This is a genomic window from Hymenobacter sp. (assembly GCF_035709525.1).
Classification (GTDB): domain Bacteria; phylum Bacteroidota; class Bacteroidia; order Cytophagales; family Hymenobacteraceae; genus Hymenobacter.
The window spans coordinates 1-21,185 of the sequence record NZ_DASTEP010000033.1 but is presented as its reverse complement, the minus strand read 5'-3'; the positions used below and the strand labels follow the sequence as shown (position 1 = coordinate 21,185).

The 21,185-nt window shown below is 61.8% G+C and carries 22 protein-coding genes; 13 read left to right on the top strand and 9 right to left on the bottom strand.

What is annotated here, in order from left to right; translation table 11 throughout:
• The 4 genes from modA to VFO93_RS03035 form a co-directional block, all read left to right on the top strand.
• Positions 1-706: molybdate ABC transporter substrate-binding protein (modA, locus tag VFO93_RS03050; protein WP_325132842.1), on the top strand; the 706-nt coding region annotated here is incomplete at its 5' end.
• Between the two features lie 148 nt (positions 707-854).
• Positions 855-1,532, top strand: coding sequence for a molybdate ABC transporter permease subunit (gene modB / locus VFO93_RS03045; protein ID WP_325132841.1), 678 nt, complete (start codon positions 855-857; stop codon positions 1,530-1,532).
• On the top strand, positions 1,529-2,341 hold the full coding sequence (locus VFO93_RS03040) for an ATP-binding cassette domain-containing protein (RefSeq protein ID WP_325132840.1): 813 nt from the start codon (positions 1,529-1,531) through the stop codon (positions 2,339-2,341). The genes modB and VFO93_RS03040 overlap by 4 nt, the downstream gene beginning before the upstream one ends.
• A gap of 119 nt (positions 2,342-2,460) precedes the next feature.
• Positions 2,461-3,696: an acyl-CoA dehydrogenase family protein gene (locus tag VFO93_RS03035; RefSeq protein ID WP_325132839.1), complete on the top strand. Its 1,236-nt coding sequence runs from the start codon at positions 2,461-2,463 to the stop codon at positions 3,694-3,696.
• Between the two features lie 48 nt (positions 3,697-3,744).
• Here VFO93_RS03035 and VFO93_RS03030 read toward each other — a convergent pair whose 3' ends face one another.
• Positions 3,745-4,107 carry a hypothetical protein gene (locus tag VFO93_RS03030; RefSeq protein WP_325132838.1) on the bottom strand — a complete coding sequence of 121 codons (363 nt, stop codon included), beginning with the start codon at positions 4,105-4,107 and terminating at the stop codon, positions 3,745-3,747.
• A gap of 264 nt (positions 4,108-4,371) precedes the next feature.
• The gene (locus VFO93_RS03025; protein WP_325132837.1) at positions 4,372-4,749 is read right to left on the bottom strand and encodes a hypothetical protein; all 378 of its coding nucleotides are present in this window, start codon (positions 4,747-4,749) and stop codon (positions 4,372-4,374) included.
• Positions 4,750-4,893: 144 nt separating this feature from the next.
• On the opposite strand from VFO93_RS03025, the gene VFO93_RS03020 reads away from it, so the two are divergent.
• The 6 genes from VFO93_RS03020 (at position 4,894) to queG (ending at position 8,618) form a co-directional block, all read left to right on the top strand.
• Positions 4,894-5,229, top strand: coding sequence for a hypothetical protein (locus VFO93_RS03020; RefSeq protein ID WP_325132836.1), 336 nt, complete (start codon positions 4,894-4,896; stop codon positions 5,227-5,229).
• A 192-nt stretch (positions 5,230-5,421) separates the two neighbouring features.
• The gene (locus VFO93_RS03015) at positions 5,422-5,760 is read left to right on the top strand and encodes an HIRAN domain-containing protein (protein ID WP_325132835.1); all 339 of its coding nucleotides are present in this window, start codon (positions 5,422-5,424) and stop codon (positions 5,758-5,760) included.
• Positions 5,761-5,866: 106 nt separating this feature from the next.
• The gene (ruvB, locus tag VFO93_RS03010) at positions 5,867-6,919 is read left to right on the top strand and encodes a Holliday junction branch migration DNA helicase RuvB (protein WP_325132834.1); all 1,053 of its coding nucleotides are present in this window, start codon (positions 5,867-5,869) and stop codon (positions 6,917-6,919) included.
• A gap of 86 nt (positions 6,920-7,005) precedes the next feature.
• On the top strand, positions 7,006-7,263 hold the full coding sequence (locus VFO93_RS03005; RefSeq protein WP_325132833.1) for a hypothetical protein: 258 nt from the start codon (positions 7,006-7,008) through the stop codon (positions 7,261-7,263).
• 6 nt (positions 7,264-7,269) lie between these two features.
• Positions 7,270-7,668 carry a type II toxin-antitoxin system VapC family toxin gene (locus VFO93_RS03000; RefSeq protein ID WP_325132832.1) on the top strand — a complete coding sequence of 133 codons (399 nt, stop codon included), beginning with the start codon at positions 7,270-7,272 and terminating at the stop codon, positions 7,666-7,668.
• The gene (queG, locus tag VFO93_RS02995; RefSeq protein ID WP_325132831.1) at positions 7,668-8,618 is read left to right on the top strand and encodes a tRNA epoxyqueuosine(34) reductase QueG; all 951 of its coding nucleotides are present in this window, start codon (positions 7,668-7,670) and stop codon (positions 8,616-8,618) included. Before VFO93_RS03000 ends, queG begins: the two co-directional genes overlap by 1 nt.
• 38 nt (positions 8,619-8,656) lie before the next feature.
• Here the strand turns inward: queG and VFO93_RS02990 are convergent, their stop codons facing one another.
• The 5 genes from VFO93_RS02990 to VFO93_RS02970 form a co-directional block, all read right to left on the bottom strand.
• Complete coding sequence (locus VFO93_RS02990) at positions 8,657-8,854, bottom strand: hypothetical protein (protein WP_325132830.1); 198 nt, start codon at positions 8,852-8,854, stop codon at positions 8,657-8,659.
• 261 nt (positions 8,855-9,115) lie between these two features.
• Complete coding sequence (locus tag VFO93_RS02985; protein WP_325132829.1) at positions 9,116-10,099, bottom strand: ferritin-like domain-containing protein; 984 nt, start codon at positions 10,097-10,099, stop codon at positions 9,116-9,118.
• Between the two features lie 45 nt (positions 10,100-10,144).
• Positions 10,145-10,915, bottom strand: coding sequence for a ferritin-like domain-containing protein (locus VFO93_RS02980; protein ID WP_325132828.1), 771 nt, complete (start codon positions 10,913-10,915; stop codon positions 10,145-10,147).
• A gap of 447 nt (positions 10,916-11,362) precedes the next feature.
• Positions 11,363-12,352 carry a ferritin-like domain-containing protein gene (locus tag VFO93_RS02975; RefSeq protein ID WP_325132827.1) on the bottom strand — a complete coding sequence of 330 codons (990 nt, stop codon included), beginning with the start codon at positions 12,350-12,352 and terminating at the stop codon, positions 11,363-11,365.
• A 45-nt stretch (positions 12,353-12,397) separates the two neighbouring features.
• The gene (locus VFO93_RS02970) at positions 12,398-13,198 is read right to left on the bottom strand and encodes a ferritin-like domain-containing protein (RefSeq protein WP_325132826.1); all 801 of its coding nucleotides are present in this window, start codon (positions 13,196-13,198) and stop codon (positions 12,398-12,400) included.
• Positions 13,199-13,582: 384 nt separating this feature from the next.
• On the opposite strand from VFO93_RS02970, the gene VFO93_RS02965 reads away from it, so the two are divergent.
• Both VFO93_RS02965 and aroC read left to right on the top strand, forming a co-directional pair.
• Positions 13,583-15,082, top strand: coding sequence for a BatD family protein (locus tag VFO93_RS02965; protein ID WP_325132825.1), 1,500 nt, complete (start codon positions 13,583-13,585; stop codon positions 15,080-15,082).
• Positions 15,083-15,200: 118 nt separating this feature from the next.
• Positions 15,201-16,277, top strand: coding sequence for a chorismate synthase (aroC, locus tag VFO93_RS02960; protein WP_325132824.1), 1,077 nt, complete (start codon positions 15,201-15,203; stop codon positions 16,275-16,277).
• Between the two features lie 86 nt (positions 16,278-16,363).
• Here the strand turns inward: aroC and VFO93_RS02955 are convergent, their stop codons facing one another.
• Entirely contained in the window at positions 16,364-17,596 is a 1,233-nt protein-coding gene (locus tag VFO93_RS02955; protein ID WP_325132823.1) for a PepSY-associated TM helix domain-containing protein, read from the bottom strand.
• A gap of 153 nt (positions 17,597-17,749) precedes the next feature.
• On the bottom strand, positions 17,750-20,245 hold the full coding sequence (locus VFO93_RS02950) for a TonB-dependent receptor (RefSeq protein ID WP_325132822.1): 2,496 nt from the start codon (positions 20,243-20,245) through the stop codon (positions 17,750-17,752).
• 288 nt (positions 20,246-20,533) lie between these two features.
• Between VFO93_RS02950 and VFO93_RS02945 the strand changes: the two genes are divergently transcribed.
• On the top strand, positions 20,534-21,136 hold the full coding sequence (locus VFO93_RS02945; protein ID WP_325132821.1) for a NifU family protein: 603 nt from the start codon (positions 20,534-20,536) through the stop codon (positions 21,134-21,136).
• Positions 21,137-21,185 lie beyond the last annotated feature (49 nt).

Here is a 21,185-nt window from a genome sequence, read left to right as displayed (position 1 = left end):
CGCCCGCCCCGCGCCGCCCCCCCCGCTCACCATCGCCGCCGCCGCCGACCTCAAATACGCCCTCGATTCGCTGGTGACGATTTTCAAGCGCCAGCACCCGCAGGCCAACGTGACGGTAGTGTATGGCTCGTCGGGCCGATTTTTTGAGCAGCTGAGCCACGGCGCACCGTTTGATATGTTTTTCTCGGCCGACAGCGACTACCCGCGCCGCTTGCAGCAGGCTGGCCGCACGGCCGGCGCCCCCGTGCCCTACGCCCAGGGCCGGCTGGTGCTCTGGAGCCGCAAGCTCGACGTGCCAGCCCAGGGCCCGAACGCCCTGCGCGACCCGCAGCTCCGGCGCCTCGCCATCGCCAACCCCGCCCACGCGCCCTACGGCCGCAAAGCCGAGGAAATTCTGCAGTATTATAAGCTCTACGACCAGCTGAAACCCAAGCTGGTGCTGGGCGAAAACATCGGCCAGGCGGCTCAGTACGCCGCTACCGGCGCGGCCGAGGCCGGCATTCTGGCTTATTCGCTGGCGCTGAGCCCTGCGCTGCGCCGGGCGGGGCGGTTTTATTTGATTCCGGCCACGGCGCACACGCCTTTGCGGCAGAGCTACGTGGTGCTGAAGCAGGCGCAGGATAATGCTACGGCCAGGGAGTTTGCCGCCTTCGTAGCCAGCCCGGCGGCCCGGGCAGCACTGAAAAAATACGGCTTTAGCTTGTAGAGTCAGCTCTTAAAAAAATGCCTGTCATGCTGAGCTTGCGAAGCATCCTATCGCGCTGGAACAACTTAATTCTAACGTGATAGGATGCTTCGCAAGCTCAGCATGACAAGCGAAATTGGTTGGTTCATAATTTCTAATTTAAGAAGCAGTGCCCCCCGACTACTGGCAAACCCTGCGCCTGACCCTGGCGTTGGCTTCCTGCACCACGGCGCTGCTGCTGCTGCTGGGCTTGCCGCTGGCGTATGCGCTAGCCCACGGCCGCAGTCGCCTCAAGCCGCTGCTGGAGGCCGTGGTGAGCCTGCCGCTGGTGCTGCCGCCCACGGTCATTGGGTTTTACCTGCTGCTGGCCTTCAGCGACAGCACGGCGGTGGGGCGGTTTTTGATTAACCGGCTGGGGCTGAGCTTGAATTTTACATTCGCCGGTATCTTGGTGGGGTCGCTGGTGTACAGCTTGCCCTTTATGGTGCAGCCCTTGCAGGCGGGCTTTCAGCAAGTGCCGCGCGCGCTCAGCGAGGCTGCGTACACGCTGGGCAAGTCGCGCCTGACTACGCTGTGGCGGGTGTTGCTACCCAACATGAAGCCCGCGCTGCTCAACGGCGCGGTGCTCACCTTTGCCCATACGCTGGGCGAGTTTGGGGTAGTCTTGATGATAGGTGGCAGCCTGCCCGGCCGCACCCGCGTGGCCTCCATCGCCATCTACGACGAGGTGCAGAGCCTGCGCTACGACCAGGCCAATGCCTACGCGCTTACGCTGCTGGCCGTGGCATTTGTCATTTTGGTGGCGCTCTACTGGTTTACCCGCAAAGACGCTGACCGCCTCTCGTGATAGATTTTCACCTCACCAAAGCCCTGCACACCGCCGCCGGCCCGCGCCAGCTCGACGTGGCCCTCACGCTGGCCCCCGGCGAGCTAGTAGCCCTCAGCGGCCCCAGCGGCGCGGGCAAAACCACGTTGCTGCGCCTGCTGGCCGGCCTCGACCGGCCCGACGGGGGCTTTATCAAAGCTGAAAACAGCGCTTGGTATGACCACGCCCGCCACCAGTGGCTGCCGCCGCAGCGCCGGCCGCTGGGCTTCGTGTTTCAGAACTACGCCCTATTTCCGAACATGACGGTGCGCGAAAACCTGGCCTTTGCCGCCGAGGGCCAGCCCAAGGCCCGCCGCATCGTGGATGAATTATTGGAACTGCTGGAGCTAGCCGAGCTGGCCGAGCGCCGGCCGGCCGTGCTCTCGGGCGGGCAGCAGCAGCGCGTGGCGCTGGCCCGCGCCCTGGCCCGCCGCCCGCGCCTCTTGCTGCTCGACGAGCCGCTGTCGGCCCTCGACCTGCCTACCCGCCTGCGCTTGCAAGACGTGCTGGCCGCCGTGCACCGGCAGTTTACGCTCACTACCATCCTCATCAGCCACGACCCCGCCGAAATAGCCCGCCTCGCCGACTGCGTGGTGGAGCTGGATTTGGGCCGGGTACTGCGCGTGGGGCCGCCCGTGGTGCCGGCCGCGCCGGCCACGGTGCCGGGCCGCGTGCTAGCCGTGCTGCCCGGTGGGCGGCTGCGCGTGCAGCTGCCGGGCGGCGCGGTGGTAGAGGTAAGCGGCGCGGCTGGGGTAGGGGAGGAAATCGCGCTGGCGGTGGTTTACCAGTAGCTTATGTAAAACGGAGTGGCACTCCGTTTCCGCGTTCGGGCAATACCAGACGCGAAACGGAGTGCCACTCCGTTTTACATCCCGCCCTACATTTGCCTAAACCCTAGCCTCTCCCGCCCATGTCCTCCATTGCCGACGTACTCTCGCCCGAAGCCAAAGCCCGCACCGCCCAAAAAGGCAGCACCAACGCCAACGGCTTCACCGACTACTTTGACCTCGATGGGCTGCTGACCGAGGAGAATATCCTGGTGCGCCAGAGCATCCGCGACTTTGTTAAAAAGGAAATTTCGCCCAACATCGAAAAGTGGGCGCAGCAGGCGCATTTTCCGTCGGAAATCGTGCGCAAGTTTGGCGAGGTGGGCGCGTTTGGGCCCACCATCCCGGAGGAGTACGGCGGGGGCGGGCTCGACTACCTCAGCTACGGCCTCATTATGCAGGAGATTGAGCGCGGCGACTCGGGCATGCGCTCCACGGCCTCGGTGCAGGGCTCGCTGGTGATGTTTCCCATCTACCAGTACGGCTCGGAAGAGCAGCGCCGTAAGTACCTGCCCAAGCTGGCCAGCGGCGAGTGGCTGGGCTGCTTCGGCCTCACCGAGCCCGACCACGGCTCGAACCCCGGCGGCATGACCACCAACCTCAAAGCCGACGGCGACGACTTCATCCTGAACGGTGCCAAGCTCTGGATATCGAACTCGCCTGAGTGCCAGGTAGCCGTGGTGTGGGCCAAAAACGAGCAGGGCCGCATCAAGGGCGTTATCGTGGAGCGCGGCATGGCCGGCTTCACCACCCCCGAAATCCACAACAAATGGAGCCTGCGCGCCAGCATCACCGGCGAGCTGGTGTTCGACAACGTGCGGATTCCGAAAGAAAACATCCTGCCCAACGTGGAAGGCCTGAAAGGCCCGCTGAGCTGCCTCGACTCGGCGCGCTTTGGCATTGCGTGGGGGGCCATCGGCGCGGCCATCGACTGCTACGAGTCGGCCCTGAAATACGCGCTCCAGCGCGAGCAGTTCGGCAAGCCCATCGCCAGCTTCCAACTCCAGCAAAAGAAGCTCGCCGAGATGATTACCGAAATCACCAAAGCCCAGCTCATGGCCTGGCGCTTAGGGGTTTTGAAAAACGAAGGCCGCGCCACCAGCGCCCAAATAAGCATGGCCAAGCGCAACTCGGTGGAAATGGCCCTGCACGTAGCCCGCGAGGCCCGCCAGATTCACGGCGGCATGGGCATCACGGGCGAGTACCCCATCATGCGCCACATGATGAACCTGGAATCGGTGATTACCTACGAGGGCACGCACGATATTCACTTACTCATCACGGGCGCGGATATTACGGGTATTCAGGCATTTAAATAGGCAAAGAGCCGCTACCTCTCTAGGTGGCGGCTCTTATAAAAAGGTAGGTTAATCTTTTTCCAATACATAAACAGTTTCGGTAATGGCACCATTACCCAGTACAACTGGGGTGCTGGTTTTTAGACGCCAGCCGGTAGCCCGGAGGTCATTCAGGGTTTTAAGCTCCGCTATACTCAGCTGGTCGAGGGAGCCGGATATTTTGTTAAGGGTTCCCGTTTTGGTTTCCAGCTCTTGAGTTTGCGCTTGTCCATCGGGTGGAATAACAATAATTGTCCCCTTAGAACTGAAGCCAGTGCCACTAAAGCGGCTGATAACCATCATGAAACCGTTAGCTTGAGGGGCCTTTGGATAAAACGCCCACGCACTAACTACGGCCAGCGCGAAGGCCAATGAAAGGAATACTTTTCTCATGTTAAGATGAAAGAATGCGGTGAAGAAAAACACCTGCAATCTACCTCACTGATACCATATGCACGCCGCCCGCCGGCCCCAGCTGCGCGAGTGGCTGTTTCACCTACGGTACCGGTGCATTGTAATCGCCGTATTGGTCGCCCGCCGCGTCGAGTAACAGCGCAGATATCGGGTAGCTGAGCCAGCTCTGCCGGAGTTACATCTGCCTGCCGGCGATAAGAAGCATCTGAATGCCAGTGGTTTCCATCAGGCGCAGCAATTTGTTTACGGCCGCTCCAGCAGATACATGGTTTCGGTGGTGGCGCCCACGCCCACAGTGCTCTGCGTGACGTGGGCCACCCGCCAGCCCTGGGCTACCAGGGCGTTGACTTTCAGTAGCTCGGCGCGGTGGATGTCCACGGCGGCGGCAGTGCTGTTGCGCTCAGTGCCGATTTTGATGTCGGGCAGGCGTTGCACCTGGCGCGTGCCATCGGGCTGAACCACCACGATTTCGGGCGCGGTGGACTGCGTGCCCGGCCGGCCGCTGCCAATCACCATGAGGTAGCCGCCGCTGGCCGCCGTGGCGGCCGGGGCTTTGGGATAAAACGCCCACGAGCCGGCTGCCGCCAGCCCAATGCCCGTGAGAAGCAGGAGCTTTTTCATAAAGTGAGGATTAGGTGAAGAAGTATACGCGAAAGTAGCCGCCACGGGCGAGTGGCGCTACCTCCGCCGCGCCTTGGCCAACGCTCGGCCGATGCCCACCGTATAGCCAGCACATTCTACCACCCTTTTAGCCTTTTCCTTAGTATGGCCACCGACCACCAAAACCAGCCCGAAAACGCCGAAACCCGCCGCCAGGAGCGCCGCGAGCACGACAAAGAAGCTTACCGCGAGCAGGGCGACGACATGCGCCAGGGCGGCCCCGACCCCGACCTGCCCCACCGCCTGCGCACCCGCTCGGGCGATGGTAACTTCTCGCCCGATGTGCAGGCCGACGACCAAACCAGCGATGGCGTAGCAAAAACCGTGGCTAGCGACGGCCAGGGTGCCAGCCAGCGTGGCCACGACACCGAGCAAAACGCCAACAAAGCCCCCGACCGCCTCGACCAGCGCAACGTAGAAGGCGGCGACCTAAAAGACTAGTTGGTTTTTTTAAGCTGTTAGCCCTTGGCTATTAGCTGTTAGCTTTCTTCTTATCGGGAGGCTAACGGCTAACAGCCAAGGGCTAACAGCTTATTGACTGGGCTACTATTTTAATATCGGCTTACTTTTAGGCCGTGCTTGGGCTGCTGGCCGCTGCGAAAAAGACCAGCACCACTTATCCTTCTTCACCTTATGGCCGCTTCTTCTCCCCTTGTTTTGCTGGAATGCCTGGTTGCCGGCACGTCCCACCGCCCCGAACTGCCCGCTCAGGAAAAAAAGCTCAAAGTGGGCCAAACCCTGCGCCTCGAGCGCGAAGCCGACAGCAAGTACGACGACTGGGCCGTGAAAGTGCATTCGGGCGCGGCCGACGACAAAAACAGCTACTGGCTCGGCTACCTGCCCGAAACCCGCAACGAAACCGTGGCCCGCCTACTCGACGCTGGCTACCCCCTCACCGCCCGCCTGGCCCACAAAGCCTGGGAAGAAGACTGGCTGCACCTCGAAATAGAAGTGCTACTGCCGCGCGAATAACGTTGTTTTCTACGCCGGAACGGGAGCTTTTTGCTAACTAAATTGGTTAGCCAATAGCCTGTTTCCTATGGCCAGCCGACAACCCGCAACCGAATAAACTACCACTATGCGCGAAGCCTATCTCACTGGCAGCAACGAAAGTTTTGATGCCACCGACAAGGACATCGACAAAGCCCTGCGCCCGCTGAGCTTTGACGACTTTACGGGCCAGGATAAAATCCTCGAAAATCTCAAGGTATTCGTGGCCGCCGCCAAAATGCGCGGCGATGCCCTTGACCACGTGCTGCTGCACGGCCCCCCCGGCCTCGGCAAAACCACGCTCTCGCACATCATCGCCAACGAGCTGGGCGCGGGCATCAAAATGACGAGCGGCCCGGTGCTCGACAAGCCCAGCGACCTCGCCGGCCTGCTCACCAACTTGGAGCCGCACGACGTGCTCTTCATCGACGAAATCCACCGCCTCAACCCTGTGGTGGAAGAGTACTTGTACTCGGCGATGGAGGACTACCGCATCGACATCATGCTCGACTCGGGCCCCAACGCCCGCTCGGTGCAGATTTCGCTGTCGCCCTTCACGCTCATTGGGGCTACTACGCGCTCGGGCATGCTCACGGCCCCGCTGCGGGCGCGCTTCGGCATCTCGGCCCGCTTAGAATATTACGACTCTAAGCTGCTGACTACCATCGTGCAGCGCTCGGCCGATATTCTGCACACGCCCATTCACGAAGATGCGGCCTACGAGATTGCCCGCCGCTCGCGCGGCACGCCGCGCATCGCCAACAACCTGCTGCGCCGCACCCGCGACTTTGCCCAAATCAAGGGCAACGGCACCATCACGCAGGAAATCGCGCAGTTTGCGCTCGGCGCGCTCGACGTGGATGCCCGCGGCCTCGACGACATGGACAAGCGCATTCTCACCACCATCATCGACAAGTTCAAAGGTGGTCCGGTGGGCATCAGCACCATCGCCACGGCGGTGGGCGAGGAAGGCGAAACCATCGAAGAGGTTTACGAGCCCTTCCTCATCCAGGAAGGCTACATCAAGCGCACGGCGCGGGGCCGCGAGGCTACCGAGGCGGCCTATCAGCACCTGGGGCGCCTGTTGCCCAGCCATTTGCGCGGGAATAATGGCGATTTGTTTGCTGAGATTACGCAATAGCGCCCATTCTTGGCTCTGTGAATTTTTGCTCAACGGAACGCGCCGCTGCCAGCGGCGCGTTTTTGCTTTCTACGTACCTTTAAGTTATGGAAACCCAACAGCTCATTGCCCAGATTGAGGCCTTGCCCGAGCAAGCACGCGTTACCATCGAGCAATTAGTGTTGTTGCTGGGGCAGCAAAACTTCCCCGCCAAAATTCCCCCCATTATGCGCGCGGCCATGCCCCTCACCAGCGAAGAAAAGCAGGCCGAGCAAACGGAGACAGCCGGGTGGGAGACCCGTACCGACATTACGGATGGGGCTACTTACATCCATGACGTGCGCCGTGGCCTACGCCAGCCTTAGCTAGAAATGACGTTTCCCCTAATTGATTCGGATGTGCTGATTGATGCGCTGCGCAAAGTACCGCTGGCCGTCGATTTAGTAGAAAATCTGCTGAGTCAGGGCCCGGTAGCGGTTAGCGTCGTTTCGCGTATGGAAACCATTCAGGGCTGCCAGAACCGGGAGTCGCAGCAACAAGCCGAGCGGCTGCTGAAGCGTCTGAACCTGGTCGGGTTGGATGCGCGCATCGCTACCCGCGCCGATGAACTGGTGACCAAGTATTTCCTGAGCCATAAGCTTGTGGTTGCCGACGCACTTATCGCCGCCACAGCCATTGAGTACGACCTGCTGCTGCTGAGCAAAAACCAAAAGGATTATCGTTTTCTGGATAAAGACGGCCTGCAACTGCTGCCGTACCCCGCTGCCTGATGCTACTGCACGCCGAATGGACGCCCTACATCAAGCGCCGCGCCGCCGAATTAGGCTTTATGGCCTGCGGCATTTCCAAAGCTGAGTTTTTGGAAGAAGAAGCCCCGCGCCTCGAAAACTGGCTGAAGAAGGGCATGAACGGCAAAATGGGCTACATGGAAAACCACTTCGACAAGCGCCTCGACCCGCGCCTGCTCGTGGATGGGGCCAAGTCGGTGATTTCGCTGCTGCTCAACTACTACCCGCCGGCCGAAGCACAGCAGCCCGCCGATACGCTGAAAATCAGCAAGTACGCCTACGGGCGCGACTACCACTTTGTCATCAAGGACAAACTCAAAACCTTGCTGGCCGACATGCAGGCCAACATCGGCGAGGTGGGCGGGCGCTGCTTCGTGGACTCGGCCCCAGTGCTGGACAAGGCCTGGGCCAAGAAAAGCGGCCTGGGCTGGGTTGGAAAAAACTCCAACCTCATCACGCCGGGCGCGGGCTCGTTCTACTTCATTGCCGAGCTGATAGTGGACGTGGAGCTGGACTACGACGGGGCCATCCGCGACTACTGCGGCACCTGCACCAAGTGCGTGGATGCCTGCCCCACCAACGCCATCACCGAGCCCTACGTGGTAGATGGCAGCAAGTGCATCAGCTACTTCACCATCGAGCTCAAAGACCAGCTTATCCCGCTCGACGTGGCCGGGCAGTTTGGCAACTGGGTGTTCGGCTGCGACATCTGCCAGGACGTGTGCCCCTGGAATCGGTTCTCAAAACCCACGCAGGAGCCGCAGTTTGCCCCGCACCCCGACTTGGCCAAACTGACGAGCAGCGACTGGCAGGACATCACCCACGAGGTGTTTCAGGCGCTCTTCAAGCAGTCGCCCCTCAAGCGCACGGGCTACGAGGGGCTAAAGCGCAACATCCGGTTTGTAACGGGCCAGCCCCAGCTGGAGGGCTGAGGCTGGCGCGCAAAAACAACAAGAAAATCAACTAAAAGCTACGCGGCGGGCGCGTGCTGGGCAAAAATCCGGTTCATCACCGTCCAATGTACGCGGGCAAACTGCTCGTAGCACCAGCTTTTGAAAGCCGACAGCTCGGTAGGTAAAATATGGCGCAACGCTTTGCGCAACTCTTTCTCGAAAAGCATTTTGCTGAAGCTAACCTTGAGCAAAATCATTTTTACGTACTCTAACATAGGGTGGGAGGAAAATGGGTGGGGTAGGTAGGGTGTCGGGCGGCTACCTTATACGGAAGAACGAGATTTTTGGCTGGCCATACTTGCTAATTTAAACGAGCCAGCCAAGCCACGCGCTCACCTGCTGCGGGCAGCTTTCAAACGGTATAAAGATACTGCTATTTTTCTGCGGTAGTTTGGCTCTGCGCAAAGCGCACACAAAAAAGGCGACCCGAAAGGGTCGCCTTTTTTGTGTGCGCTTTGCGCAGCTATGCAACCGGCCTAGCCGAAATAGTTGCCGCTAACGGAGAAGTTATTGGCAATCGAGGCCACCGTACCTACATCCAGCCCTTCATCAAAAGCTTCCGAGAAGGCTGCTGAGGGGAAAGAAGAAGCCACCGTGAGGGTGGTGCCAGAAAGGGCGATGGTACCCTGCGTGACGTTGCTCTCGGAGGGGAACGTTACGCCAGCGGTGGTGCCATTAGCAGCGCTGGCCCCGTAGGTAGCAGCGCCCGTGTCAACACCAGCGCCATGTACGTTGGCGGCCGATGCGCGGGCCGTAACCGGGGTAGCGCTGTCGGTGCCCGATACCCAGCTCTTGGGTGCGGTATTGTAAGGAGCTACTGCTACGCCTTGCATCACGCTGCTAGCCGAGCCATTGACGGCGGCGCGGCGGATGGCGCGGATGTGGGAAGCGTGGCGCGCCTCTACCGAGTGAATATTGAGGGCGGCGGTCAGAATCGTCTTGTTAGCCATCACGTTGGTCAGCGGCGCGGCACCTTTGTAGGCACGTACACCAGTGTCCTCAAGTGCCTGGGCCAGCGCCAGGTAAGTAGTGGCATCGGTAGGGTTGAAGGCACCTTTGGCGGTAAAGTCGAACGTAGCGAGCGTAGGCGCGGTAATAGCGGCATTGCCCAGCACCGAGCGCAGGAAGGTTACGTGGTTGGCTTCGTCGGTGCCGATGAGCGCCAGCGCGGCACTCGTAGTCGAGCTCAGGCCCGTAACGGCGGTGCGCTGCTGGTAAAAGAACATTTCCAGATACTCCAGCTTAAGCGCAAAGTTCAGCACGTCGTTGGCTGCGAGGCCGGCGGGCGTCTGGCCATAGGCCTTATTGAAGATAGCACCCACCGCCAGCGGCAGAGCGGCCGCCGAAAGCTTCTGGCCCAGGCCGCTCATGTGCTTGAATACGGAGCGGCGTGAGTCGAGGCGGTCGTATACCTCGGGGTCAACTTTCTCTATCTCGGAGAGGATTTGAAAGAAATTCATGATAAATGCTGAGTAGGAATGTGGGAAAAACCGAGATAGACGAGGTTAGCGCAGGCCCGACACGTCGAGCTTGGAGCCATCGGCCAGGAACGTGTTGGCAATGGCCACTACTTCCGAAGGCGTCATCGAGCGCTCCAGGCTGGAGTTAGCGGGCGAGTTGTTGGTAGCCAAGCTGCTGGTGCCAGCCGAGGTCAGCGTGATGACGTCATTGCCTACAAAGGAATTTTCGGTCAGCAGGTCGCGGATGATAGCCGCGTGGCGGGCTTCTACCGACACGATTTTACCGGCCAGGAACAGGTAGCCCGGCGAGGTGATGTACTGGCCAGCCCCGTTGTAAGCAGCCACACCGAGGTCTTCGAAAGCCTTGGCAGTGCCAAATACCGAAGCACGGGTGCTGAAAGTGTTGGCCGGGTACACCGTTTCCAGCGCCTTGATTGCCCCATTGGTGCCAATAGCAGCCTTGAAGAATTCGCGGTGAATAACTTCATGGTAGTAAAGGTCATCCAGAATTTGCTTTTCGGCCGCCGTAATGGTCGAGCCTGTGTAGAAGGAGCCCGTGCGCACCTTGGTGTAGAAGTCAGCTTCGAGCTGCTCCAGCGCATAAGCGTAGTTGAGTACCCCCACGTCACCCGAGCCCACGCTCACCGTGCCGGGAGTATTGTTATCGTCTTTGCTGCAGCCAGCCAGCACCAGCGCCGTAGCGCCGGCCGTAGCCCCGGCATACATAAAGAACGAGCGCCGCTTGATGGGCACGTACAGGGGCTTGTCGAGGTCAGCCGCAGTCGGCTGGGAGCCAGGGGAGAGGTTGTGGGACATGGTAAGGGAAAAAAAGAAAGAAATAGGATGTATTTCTAAAAGCAGCTACTGCTTGGAGCCACCGTCAGCGCGCACCCGAATTTTGAAAAACCTGTACGTTAAATGAATTTAAAGGGATACGCTGGAGGTAAAAATTGCTGGTACAAAATTTTGGCCTTGCTCGTTTTGTATTATCCCTGTGTATTCGCAGGCTGCCGCAGCACCCTTGTAAGCTCCTATGGTTGGGCTTCCTGGTCGACTTACGTAGGAACTGCGCCGCTTGGATTATGGTGGGGCTTAGTAAAAGCTAACCTGCGCGATTTGGAAAGCGGTGGTGGGGCGATAATCCGCAATGAATCAATGAATTATTTATGAATAATATTTTTAGATAAATAGCCCTAAACGCCAAAAGCCGGCAGCCTTCCGAAGAAAGCTGCCGGCTTTTGGCCGAAAAAGTGGTGAAATTAGCTACACGAACAAGCCACTCGCGGGCGTCACGAAGGCGCGGGCGATGCTCTTGACGGTGGCCGCATCGAAGGGCTCGTCGAAGGCTTCCGACACGGCTTCGGCCGTGTAAGCGGCGTTGAGGCCCGTGAGGGGCGTGCCCGCCTGGCTCACGTTGTCTTCGGCGGGGTAGGAGGCGTCGGGCGCGCCGGTGGCTGGGCTGCCGGGGCCGTACACGGCCGCAGCGGGCTTGCTGCCGTTGGGCGCGGCGGGGCCGCCGTTGTCGATGAGGCTAATCCAGCTTTTGGGAGCCGTGTCGTAGGGCGCTACTGCCTGCGCGGCTGCCGAGCCAAGGCTGTTGGCCGCGATGGCGCGGCGCACGGTGCGGAAGTGCGAGTTGTGCCGCGCCTCTACCGAGTGGATGTTGAGTGCCGCCTCCAGAATATCTTTGGTAGCGGCGGTGTTGAGCACCGGCGCGCCGCCCTTGTAGGCCCGCATGCCGGTATCGGAAAACGCCTGGGCCGCGCCGAAGAAGACGGCCCCGTTGGCATTGACGCCGCCGGGCACGAGCGCGGCGGCCATCGGGCCGGTGCCCGAGCCGCTGCCGCCTGAGTAGTCGAAGGCCGCCCGGCCGGGGTCGGCGCGGGGCGTCCAGCCCGGAATGCTGCGCAGCGAGTTAATATGCCCGGCCTCGTCGTTGCGGATAATCCGCACGGCATCCGTCTCCTGCGACGGTATCAGGCCACTGGTATTCAGGGCCGTATCATAGAAGTAATACTCCAGGTACTCCAGCTGCAAGGCTAGGTCGAGCACGGCCGTGACGCTGGCGGGCAGGGTAGTGGTCTGGCCGTAGGCTTTGTTAAAGAACGACGCCAGCAGGGCGGGCACGGCGGCGGCCGTCATTTTTTTGCCGGTGTTACCCAGGTGCTGAAACACCCGGCGGCGCGGGTTGAGGCGGTCCAGAAACTCGGGGTCGGCTTTCTCCAGGTCGGAGAGTAGTTGAAAAAAATCCATGATAGAAACAAGGCAAGGAGGTAGAAGGGAAAACCACGCGCCGCGCTAGGCGAAGCTGTTGGCCGAAAGCTTGGAGCCGTCGGCCAGGAAGTTGTTGACCGAGGCCAGCACCGTGGGCGGGCGCTTCGAGCGTTCCTGGCCGGGGCCGGGGTTGCCATTGCCTTGGGGGCTGGCGGCGCTGCCGGTGCCGGGGGCCGCACCGGCCGTTTGGGTGAAGAGGTTCACTACCGTGTTGTCTACGAAGGTATTGTAGCTGCGCAGGTCGCGGATGAGCGCCGCGTGGCGGGCTTCTACCGACACGATTTTGCCGGCCAGCGCCAGGTTGGCGTTGCTGGTTAGGAAGCGGCCGGCCCCGTTGTAGGCGGCCACGCCGGTGTCCTCAAAGGTTTGGGCGGCTTCCAGGATGCTGTTGCGGTCGCCGAAATTGATGCTGCCGAACTCGGGCTTCAGGTCGGGCAGGGGCGTGATGCTGGCGGCAGCGAGCGCCGCTTTCAAGAAGTCGCGGTGAATGGCCTCGTGCAAGGCCAGGTCGTCGAAAATCTGCTTTTCGGCCGCCGTGATGGCCGAGCCCGTGTAGTAGCTGCCGAGCTTTATCTGGGCATAAAACGCGGCTTCGAGCTGCTCCAGCGCGTAGGCGTAGTTGAGGATGCCGCCATCGCCCGAGCCCACGTCCAGCAGCGAGGGGTTGTTGTTATCGTCTTTGTCGCAGCCGGCCAGCACCAGCGCCGTAGCGCCGGCCGTGGCCCCGGCATACATAAAAAAGGAGCGCCGCTTGATGGGCACGTGCAGCGGCCGGTCGATGCCAGCCTCATGCGGCTGCAAACCAGTAGAAGGGTTGTGAGACATAAAAGAAAACAGGGAAAGGGTGAAGTGCCCGCCGCCAGGAAATCAGTGCTTTCCGGACCGGTGGGCGCAAATTCTACGGCGCGCCTACAGGCAGGATTTTAACTGAATATGCTAATTGCGAGCTATTTGCGCAGTTCGCCACCGCCGCGCGCCCCTACCTAACTGCCTACTGCCTGGTCTGCTACGTCCGCCTATGGTGCAGGCCTACGCCCGGTGGGAGCGGGTTGGACCTTTGAAAGCAACTTCCGCATTTGCGTGTTTTCTGAGAGGCTTTTACGGGTTTGCCGAAGCGCGCTACGTAGTTTTTGGGGGCGGCTGGCCGCCGCCCTGGGTAGCATGAGCCGCCCGCACTACCGACCTTTGGGCTTCGTTGTCGCTTTTGGTTTGAAAAACGCTTTGGCCGCGCGCCGCTTCTTTTGCTTGAGCTGGGTGGTAGCCTGCCTGCTGCTGGGGCTGGCTGGCCCGGTGCCCGCGCGGGCGCAGCAGCCCGCGCCCGCCCCGGCCGCCGAGCTGGTGCCCGGCCCGGCCGTGGTGCCGCTCGCGGCCACCTACTCGCTGGGCGTGCGGGTGCAGGGCACCATTAGTACCCATTCCGATTTTCCGGAGATAGAAGGCTTTCGCAAGGCCGGCCTGGTCACGAGTACCGCCACGCGGCTGGTGGCCGGCCGCCGCAACGTATCCGAAGTAACCCTGACCCAACGCTACGCGCCCTATGCCGAGGGCACCTACCCCGTGCCGCCCTTCGACCTCACCGTGAACGGGCAGGTGCTGCACAGCCCCGGCGGCCGCGTGCGCGTGGCGGCCCCCACGCCGACCGACCTCACTGAGGCGCAGGTGGCACCCGGCCAGGGCGTGGGCTCGCTCGACCACCTGCTGGGCCCGCCCAAAGCCAAGTACTTCTACGAGCCCGCCGACCACGCTGAGCTAGTGCTCGAAGCCAGCCGCGCCCAGGTATATGTGGGCGAGGGCGTGCGCGTAGGTTTGTATCTGTACGTGCAGCCGGCCGACCAGGCGGTGCTCAACTTCTTCAATTTTACCGAGCAGCTGGCCGCCCTCACGCAGCAGTTGCGCCAGCCTACCGCCTGGGAGGTGCCCGCCGCCGAGGCCGCCACCGTGCCCGATACCGTGAGGCGCGCGGGCACCCGCTACCTACGCTTTCGCCTGGCCGAGAACACGTACTACCCGCTCACGGCGCAGGACTTGCGGTTTCCGGCCTTGGCCCTCACCATGACCAAGTTCAAGCTCCTCAAAAACCCCCAACCGGGCGAGGACAACAAGCTGGCCATGTACAAAACCTACCCCGCGCCTGCCCTGCGCGTGGCCGTGCGCCCGCTGCCGGCCCGGCCCGGCGCGCCGGCCGCTACCGTGCCCGTGGGCAGCTACGCGCTGCGCGAAGGCATCAGCAGCACGCGCTTTCGCACGGGCGAGGCCTTTGTGTACACCTTCGGGGTAGAGGGCGCGGGCAACGCGACGGCGCTGGTGCTGCCCGCCCCGCGCGCCACCCCGCAGCTCGACGTGTACGGCCCCGACATTCGTGAGGAAAAGCTGCCCGACGGCACCCCGCGCAAAAGCTTTCGCTTTCGGCTGGTGCCGCGCCAGCCCGGCCCGGTGCGCCTCGATACGTTGTTTAAGCTCGTGTTTTTCGACCCCGCCACCGCTCGCTACGATACCCTGCGCGCCGAATTGCGGCCTGTAGTAAGCGGGCAGGCCCGCCCCGTGGCCGCCGCCGACCCGGCCGACGACCCGTTTTACGGCCCTGCCCTGGCCTGGGCCGACAGCCGCGTGCAGCCCCTCGACGTGTACCGCGACGTGCGCCGCTACGCCGGCTGGCTTATCGGCGGGCTGCTGGTAGTGGCCGCCGTGGGCTGGTGGCGCAGCAGCTGAGGTCATTTAACAATCAACATTTATCATTTAACAAGCTGCTAAGCGCTTAGCAAAAAGTAGCTTCACTAAGTGGGTAGACAGTTGATTGTTAAATGATAAATGTTAATTGTTAAATGATATGAATTCTTTCGGAACGCTTTTTCGCATCACCACCTTCGGCGAGTCGCACGGGGTAGGCATTGGGGTAATTATTGACGGGTGCCCGGCGGGCGTGCCGCTCGACGTGGCCGAGATTCAGGCGGCGCTCGATAGGCGGCGGCCGGGGCAGTCGGACCTGACGACGCCGCGCAAGGAGGCCGACACCGTGCTGGTGCAGTCGGGCACGTTTGAGGGCTACACCACGGGCACGCCCATCAGCCTCTTCATTGCCAATGCCGACCAGCGCTCGGGCGACTACTCGCACATTGCGCACGCCTACCGCCCCAGCCACGCCGACTACACCTACGACGCCAAATACGGCCGCCGCGACTACCGCGGCGGCGGCCGCAGCTCGGCCCGCGAAACGGCCGCCCGCGTGGCCGCCGGCGCCGTGGCTGCCCGGCTGCTCGCGCATTTCGGCGTCGAGGTCAAGGCCTACGTGTCGGCCGTGGGCGAGGTCGAGTTGACCGAAAGCTACGAAAACCTGAATTTGAGTTTGATAGAAAGCAACGCCGTGCGCTGCCCCGAGCCCGAAGCCGCCGCCCGCATGGAGGCGCGCATCCGCGCCGCGCAGGCCGCGCACGACACCGTGGGCGGCGTGATAACCGGCGTAGCCACCGGCCTGCCGCCCGGCCTGGGCGAGCCGGTTTTTGATAAATTGCCGGCCGTGCTGGGCCACGCGCTACTTAGTATTAATGCCGTGAAAGGCTTCGAGTTCGGCTCGGGCTTCGAAGGCACCAAGCTACCCGGCTCGGTGCACAACGACGAGTTTTACACCGACGAAACTGGCCGCGTGCGCACGCGCACCAACCACAGCGGCGGCAGCCAGGGCGGCATCTCCAACGGTCAGGACGTGTACTTCCGCGTGGCGTTCAAGCCCGTGGCCACGCTGTTGCAGCGCCAGGCTACCATCAACGACCAGGGCGAAAGCATCGAGCTGGTGGGCCGCGGCCGGCACGATGCCTGCGTGCTGCCCCGCGCCGTGCCCATCGTGGAGGCCATGACCCAGCTCGTGCTGGCCGACCTGCTGCTGCGCGCGCGGGCCAACAAGCTGTAACACCAAGCTCCAGCTTGGTGAACCATTGTTGAGCCACATTTGAATAGCTTAACAATGGTTCACCAAGCTGGAGCTTGGTGTTACAGCTAAGCCGCTACGGCTTGCTCCACGGCTACCTTAGATGCCGGCTGCCGGTGCGGCTTCTTATTCTTCTTCAGGCGATTCCACCAAATGAAGAAGCCCGTGACGGGCAGTGTGGCGCACACCAGGCTAGCCACAAAGGCTAGGATTTTGGTAGGCCAGCCCAGAATAGCGCCCACGTGGATGTCGTAGTTCATGCCGATAAACTGCTCGCCACCGGGCTTATCGCGGTACAGCTCCGCTTTCTGAAACGCGCCGGTGCGGGCGTCATACGTCAGCTGGTCGGAGCGGAAGCGGATGCCTTCGCCCTCGTTCACGCGCACCGTGAGCGGGTCTTTCAGGCTGGTGAGGGGCTTGGCCGATACTAGCACGGCGGCCGGGATGCGCTGCCAGGCGTCGCGCACGGCGGCGTTTAGCGTCTGGTCGGCCAGGGCCTGGTCGGCGGCGCTTAGCGCGGCGGGCTTTTCCTTGCTCATCCCTTTTTTGCCGCCTTTTCCTCCTTTGCCGCCGTGGGCGTCGGCCGTGTGGCCAGTGGCGAGGTAGGTGATGCCGTTGCGCACCCAGTCAAACGACCAGGTGAGGCCGGTGAGGGCGATGACAAGGCTCACCAGCGTCACGTAGAAACCCACCGTGTTGTGCAGGTCGTAGTTGAGGCGCTTGCCCGAGGCGTCCCACTTTATTTTGAAGCGCTGCTTGCGGGCAGCCTTGTTTTTGGGCCACCACAGCACGAGGCCGCTCAGCAGCATCAGCACGAAGGTGAGCGTGCTGTAGCTCACCACCCAGCGGCCGGCATCGCCGAGCAGCAGGTCCCAATGCACGCTTTTTACGAGTTGGAAAAACTCCGTTTTATTGTCGATAATGCCCGTAATCTGCCCCGTGTACGGGTTCACATAAGCCGAGCGCAGCACCTCGACCTGCCCACCGAAGTAGGGCTTGCCGGGCGTGCCCTTGTAGGTCATAAAGCTCCAGGCGCGGTCGGGGGCGCGGTAGGCGTTGGCGTAGTACACCTGCTGGTCCTGTCCCAGCGCCGCCTGAGCCTTTTGCCAGATTACGCTATAGGGTAGGGGCTGGGCTGCCGCAGCGGGCGGCGTAATAAACACCGCGTCGCGGTGCACGACCTCAAAAATCTCACGTTGAAACACGTAGAGGCAGCCCGTGATGCTCACGATAAACACGATGAGCCCGGACGCGAGCCCGAGCCACAGGTGCAACTTGCCGATTAGCTTTTTGAAGGTCATGGCGAGGTGAATTTAATTGTCATGCTGAGCGCAGCGCAGCGGAGTCGAAGCATCTCTATCGGTGAACTAACTCTTGACGCTTAGCAATGAAGCGGCAGAGATGCTTCGGCTCCGCTGCGCTGCGCTCAGCATGACGGACGTTTATCACTTATTTTAAAACGAATACCCCACCGTGAGGCGGTAGCTGGTCGGGGCCTCGGGCTGCCAGTAGTAGTAGCTGCCGATGGCCGAGGGCGTAAGGCTGGCGGCCGGGGTAGCGTTGGGCACGTAGGTGCCGGCGTTGTAGTTGTAGCGGCCGGTGAGGTTGTTCACCAGTAGGTTGAGGCTCAGGTGCTCGCCCTGCCACGACACGCCGCCGTCGAGGCGGAAGTAGTTGTCGGGCAGCTTCTCGCCCGCGTTGCCCAGGCCGGCGTAGCGCTCTACCTGCCACAGCATTCCGCCCGAAAGTCCCAAGCCTTTGAGCGCGCCCTGGCGCAAGCGGTAGGTCAGCCAGGCGTTGCTGTTGTGCTTGGCGGTGCCGCCGAGCTTGCGGCCCTCGTAGCTGTCGCGGGTGGGGTTGCCGGCGGCGTTGCGCGGCGCGTTGTCTTTGGTTACGGTGGCGTCGAGCAGGGCGTAGTTGGCCACCAGGTTCAGGCCGGGCAGCAACTCGCCCATAAAGTCGGCCTCGATGCCCCGCGAGCGCACTTCGCCGGTTTGCACCGAGAAGGTCGGGTTGACGGGGTCGCCCGTCAGGACGTTCGTTTTGGTAATATTAAAAGCCGTGATAGTCGAATTGAAGCGCCCGTCGAACCACTCGCGCTTGAGGCCGGCTTCGATATTGCGGCCCCGCTGCGGGTCAAAGGAATTGCCGTTGAAGTCCTGCCCGGTTTGCGGCACAATCGACTGGTCGTAGAGCGCATACACGGCCGTGCCGGGGGCTACCGTGGCGCTCAGGCCAAAGCGCGGCGTTACTACGTTTTTCTTGATGCGGGCCTGCACGTTGTTGTTGTTGGAGTAGCGGGCGGCCAGGGTCAGGCGCAGGCGGTTGTCGAAAAAGCCCAGCTCGTCCTGCACGTACACGCCGGCGTACTTGGTCAGGCCCTTGGCGGTGCCGCGCCGGTCGAGGGGGCCCGCGTCGCGCAGCGCATCCTGGTTGAGCAGCGTAGCGGGCGGCGCACCGTAGTAAACCGGGGCCGTGATGTCGAGGGGCAAGAAACCCGCCGCGCCGAAGTCGGCCGCGTAGCTTTTATTCGACACATCGAGGCCCACGATAATGCGGTGCTGCACCGGCCCGGTTTCGACGGTGCCGTTCAAAAAAGCCTGGCCCGCGAGCGTGTAGTTGTCTACGTCGTAGAGAAATACCGAGCGGTTCAGCACGTTGGTGCCCGCGATGGTGCGGTTTGGAGTAGCCCCGTTGGTAGCCGGTACCGTGAACGACATGTTCGGATTGAACGAGCCCGCCCCAATCCAGGTGGAGAGGCCGCGCATGGCGTAGCGCAGGTAGGCCACCTGCCCGGTCAGCTTCCAGTTGCCGCTGAAACGGTGCTCCACGTTGCCGAAGAGGCTGTGGTCGTTCACCCGCGACGAGCCCATCACCGGGTCATACACCGCGAAGTCCTGCGCCAGGCTCTTGTAGCCATTGGGCGAAAAAAGGTAGTTGCCGGCCGTCGAAAAGTTCGAGTACTGGTACACGTACTGCACCGTGGCCGTGGTTTTGTCGTCAATGAGGTAGCGCAGGCTCGGGGCCAGCGCCACCTTACGGTTGAAATCGAAGCCCTGGTACGAGTCGATGCTCTGTCCCATCACGTTGAGGCGGTATTGCAGCTTGTTGTCGCGGCTGAGGCGGCCGTCCACATCGGCCGTGGCGCGGTACTGCCCAAAGCTGCCCAGCGTGAGGCCCACGGCCTTGCGGCTGGTGCCGGTGGGCGCTTTCAGCACCACGTTGTAGAAGCCGCCCGCCTCGGTGTTGCTCACCAGAAAGCCGCCCGGCCCCTTCACAAACTCCACGCGCTCGATAAACGAGGCATCCTCGGCCAGCGGGCCGAAGTAGTTGCCCGTGCTCAGGCCGTTGCGCAGCGAGCCAAAGCCCGTGTTAAAGCCCCGGATGTTGATGCGGGCGTACACGTTGTTCCAATGGCCCGGCGCTATCACGCCGCTCACGTTGCGCGCAATGCCCTCAATGGGCGTAAAAATCTGCTGGTCGGCCAGTAGCTGGTTGGTTACTACCTGCACGTTTTGCGGGGCTTCGAGCAGCGGCTCGCCCAGGCGCAGCGAGTTGGAGGGGTTGGGGCGGTGGTAGCGGTTGCGGGCCGCCGTCACCGACACTTCGTCGAGGTCTTGCTGGGTAGCGGCGAGGCCGAAATTCTGCTCGTAGGGGCCGTCGGTTACTTCTACGCGGCGCTCCTGGGTGGCGTAGCCCACCAGGCGCACGCCCAGCGTGTAGCTGCCGGGGGCCACGTTGGGCAGGCGGTAGTTGCCGTTGGCATCGGTGTCGGCGCCCACGGTGGTGCCGCGCAGGGCTACCGAGGCCCCCACCACCGGCTGGCCAGTGGCGCTATTGGCAATATGGCCTTGAATAACAATATTTTGAGCGCAGGCAATGCTGGTGGCAAACAACAACGGCAAACCCAGCGACACGCGACCTAGCGAAAGAGTACTACTTGCAGACATTAAGCTTTGATGAAAAACGATGCCGCAAAGGTAAAAGTGAATCTCAAGCTTGTTTGTATTTAGTCTAATTAAAAATAAGCTGGGCGGCGTTGCGGCGCTACCTTTGCGCTGGCCGCCAGCGCCTAAAAAAATGAGTAGCGCGCCGCCGTTAGCTTCCCGCCGCAACCTCTGCCGCCCGGTCGTTGTTAGAGGGAATATTGCTTGCCCGGCGAGCGCCGCTGCCCTGGCTTTGGCTTCGGGCTGGCGGCTGGCCGGTCTTTCTCATTTGCAACTAAGTCCTTAGAAATCATGTCTGCTATCTCCATCTACGCCGAGGCGTCGCCCAACCCCGAGAGCATGAAATTCGTGCTCAACTCCACTTTGCTGCCCGACGGCGTGAGCGTGGACTACCCCACCGTGGAGGCCGCCGCCAACTCGCCCATCGCGCAGGAGCTGTTCGGCTTCGACTACGTGGGCCGGGTGTTCATCGCCCAAAACTTCGTGACCATCACCAAAACTCAGCCCGAGCTGGGCTGGACGAGCATCATCCCCGAGCTGCGCCAGTTCATCAAGAGCTACGTGGAGGCCGGCGGCACGCTCTTTACCGTGGACCCCGCCGCCGAGCAAAAGGCCGCCCAAGCCGCCAGCGCCGGCGACCCCACCCAGCAAGACGGCTTCACGAGCCAGAAAATCATCGACCTGCTCGACAACTATGTGCGCCCCGCCGTGGAGCAGGACGGCGGCAACATCACTTTCAAAAGCTTCCGCGAAGGCATCGTGACCGTGAACCTGCAAGGCTCGTGCTCGGGCTGCCCCTCGGCCACCGTCACCCTCAAGTCGGGCATCGAAAACCTGCTCAAGCGCATGGTGCCCGAGGTGAAAGAGGTAGTAGCCGAAGGCATCACGGTGTAAGGGAGTTAAGAGTTTTTAGTTCTGAGTTTTGAGTTATGGAAAAAGCCGC

Excerpts from the sequence above, each read along its gene's own strand:
- VFO93_RS03035 (WP_325132839.1), top strand. The coding sequence starts at position 2,461 with ATGTCCTCCATTGCCGACGTACTCTCGCCCGAAGCCAAAGCCCGCACC.
- VFO93_RS03030 (WP_325132838.1), bottom strand. The coding sequence starts at position 4,107 with ATGAGAAAAGTATTCCTTTCATTGGCCTTCGCGCTGGCCGTAGTTAGT.
- VFO93_RS03025 (WP_325132837.1), bottom strand. The coding sequence starts at position 4,749 with ATGAAAAAGCTCCTGCTTCTCACGGGCATTGGGCTGGCGGCAGCCGGC.
- VFO93_RS03020 (WP_325132836.1), top strand. The coding sequence starts at position 4,894 with ATGGCCACCGACCACCAAAACCAGCCCGAAAACGCCGAAACCCGCCGC.
- VFO93_RS03015 (WP_325132835.1), top strand. The coding sequence starts at position 5,422 with ATGGCCGCTTCTTCTCCCCTTGTTTTGCTGGAATGCCTGGTTGCCGGC.
- ruvB (WP_325132834.1), top strand. The coding sequence starts at position 5,867 with ATGCGCGAAGCCTATCTCACTGGCAGCAACGAAAGTTTTGATGCCACC.
- VFO93_RS03005 (WP_325132833.1), top strand. The coding sequence starts at position 7,006 with ATGGAAACCCAACAGCTCATTGCCCAGATTGAGGCCTTGCCCGAGCAA.
- VFO93_RS03000 (WP_325132832.1), top strand. The coding sequence starts at position 7,270 with ATGACGTTTCCCCTAATTGATTCGGATGTGCTGATTGATGCGCTGCGC.
- queG (WP_325132831.1), top strand. The coding sequence starts at position 7,668 with ATGCTACTGCACGCCGAATGGACGCCCTACATCAAGCGCCGCGCCGCC.
- VFO93_RS02990 (WP_325132830.1), bottom strand. The coding sequence starts at position 8,854 with ATGTTAGAGTACGTAAAAATGATTTTGCTCAAGGTTAGCTTCAGCAAA.
- VFO93_RS02985 (WP_325132829.1), bottom strand. The coding sequence starts at position 10,099 with ATGAATTTCTTTCAAATCCTCTCCGAGATAGAGAAAGTTGACCCCGAG.
- VFO93_RS02980 (WP_325132828.1), bottom strand. The coding sequence starts at position 10,915 with ATGTCCCACAACCTCTCCCCTGGCTCCCAGCCGACTGCGGCTGACCTC.
- VFO93_RS02975 (WP_325132827.1), bottom strand. The coding sequence starts at position 12,352 with ATGGATTTTTTTCAACTACTCTCCGACCTGGAGAAAGCCGACCCCGAG.
- VFO93_RS02970 (WP_325132826.1), bottom strand. The coding sequence starts at position 13,198 with ATGTCTCACAACCCTTCTACTGGTTTGCAGCCGCATGAGGCTGGCATC.
- aroC (WP_325132824.1), top strand. The coding sequence starts at position 15,201 with ATGAATTCTTTCGGAACGCTTTTTCGCATCACCACCTTCGGCGAGTCG.
- VFO93_RS02955 (WP_325132823.1), bottom strand. The coding sequence starts at position 17,596 with ATGACCTTCAAAAAGCTAATCGGCAAGTTGCACCTGTGGCTCGGGCTC.
- VFO93_RS02950 (WP_325132822.1), bottom strand. The coding sequence starts at position 20,245 with ATGTCTGCAAGTAGTACTCTTTCGCTAGGTCGCGTGTCGCTGGGTTTG.
- VFO93_RS02945 (WP_325132821.1), top strand. The coding sequence starts at position 20,534 with ATGTCTGCTATCTCCATCTACGCCGAGGCGTCGCCCAACCCCGAGAGC.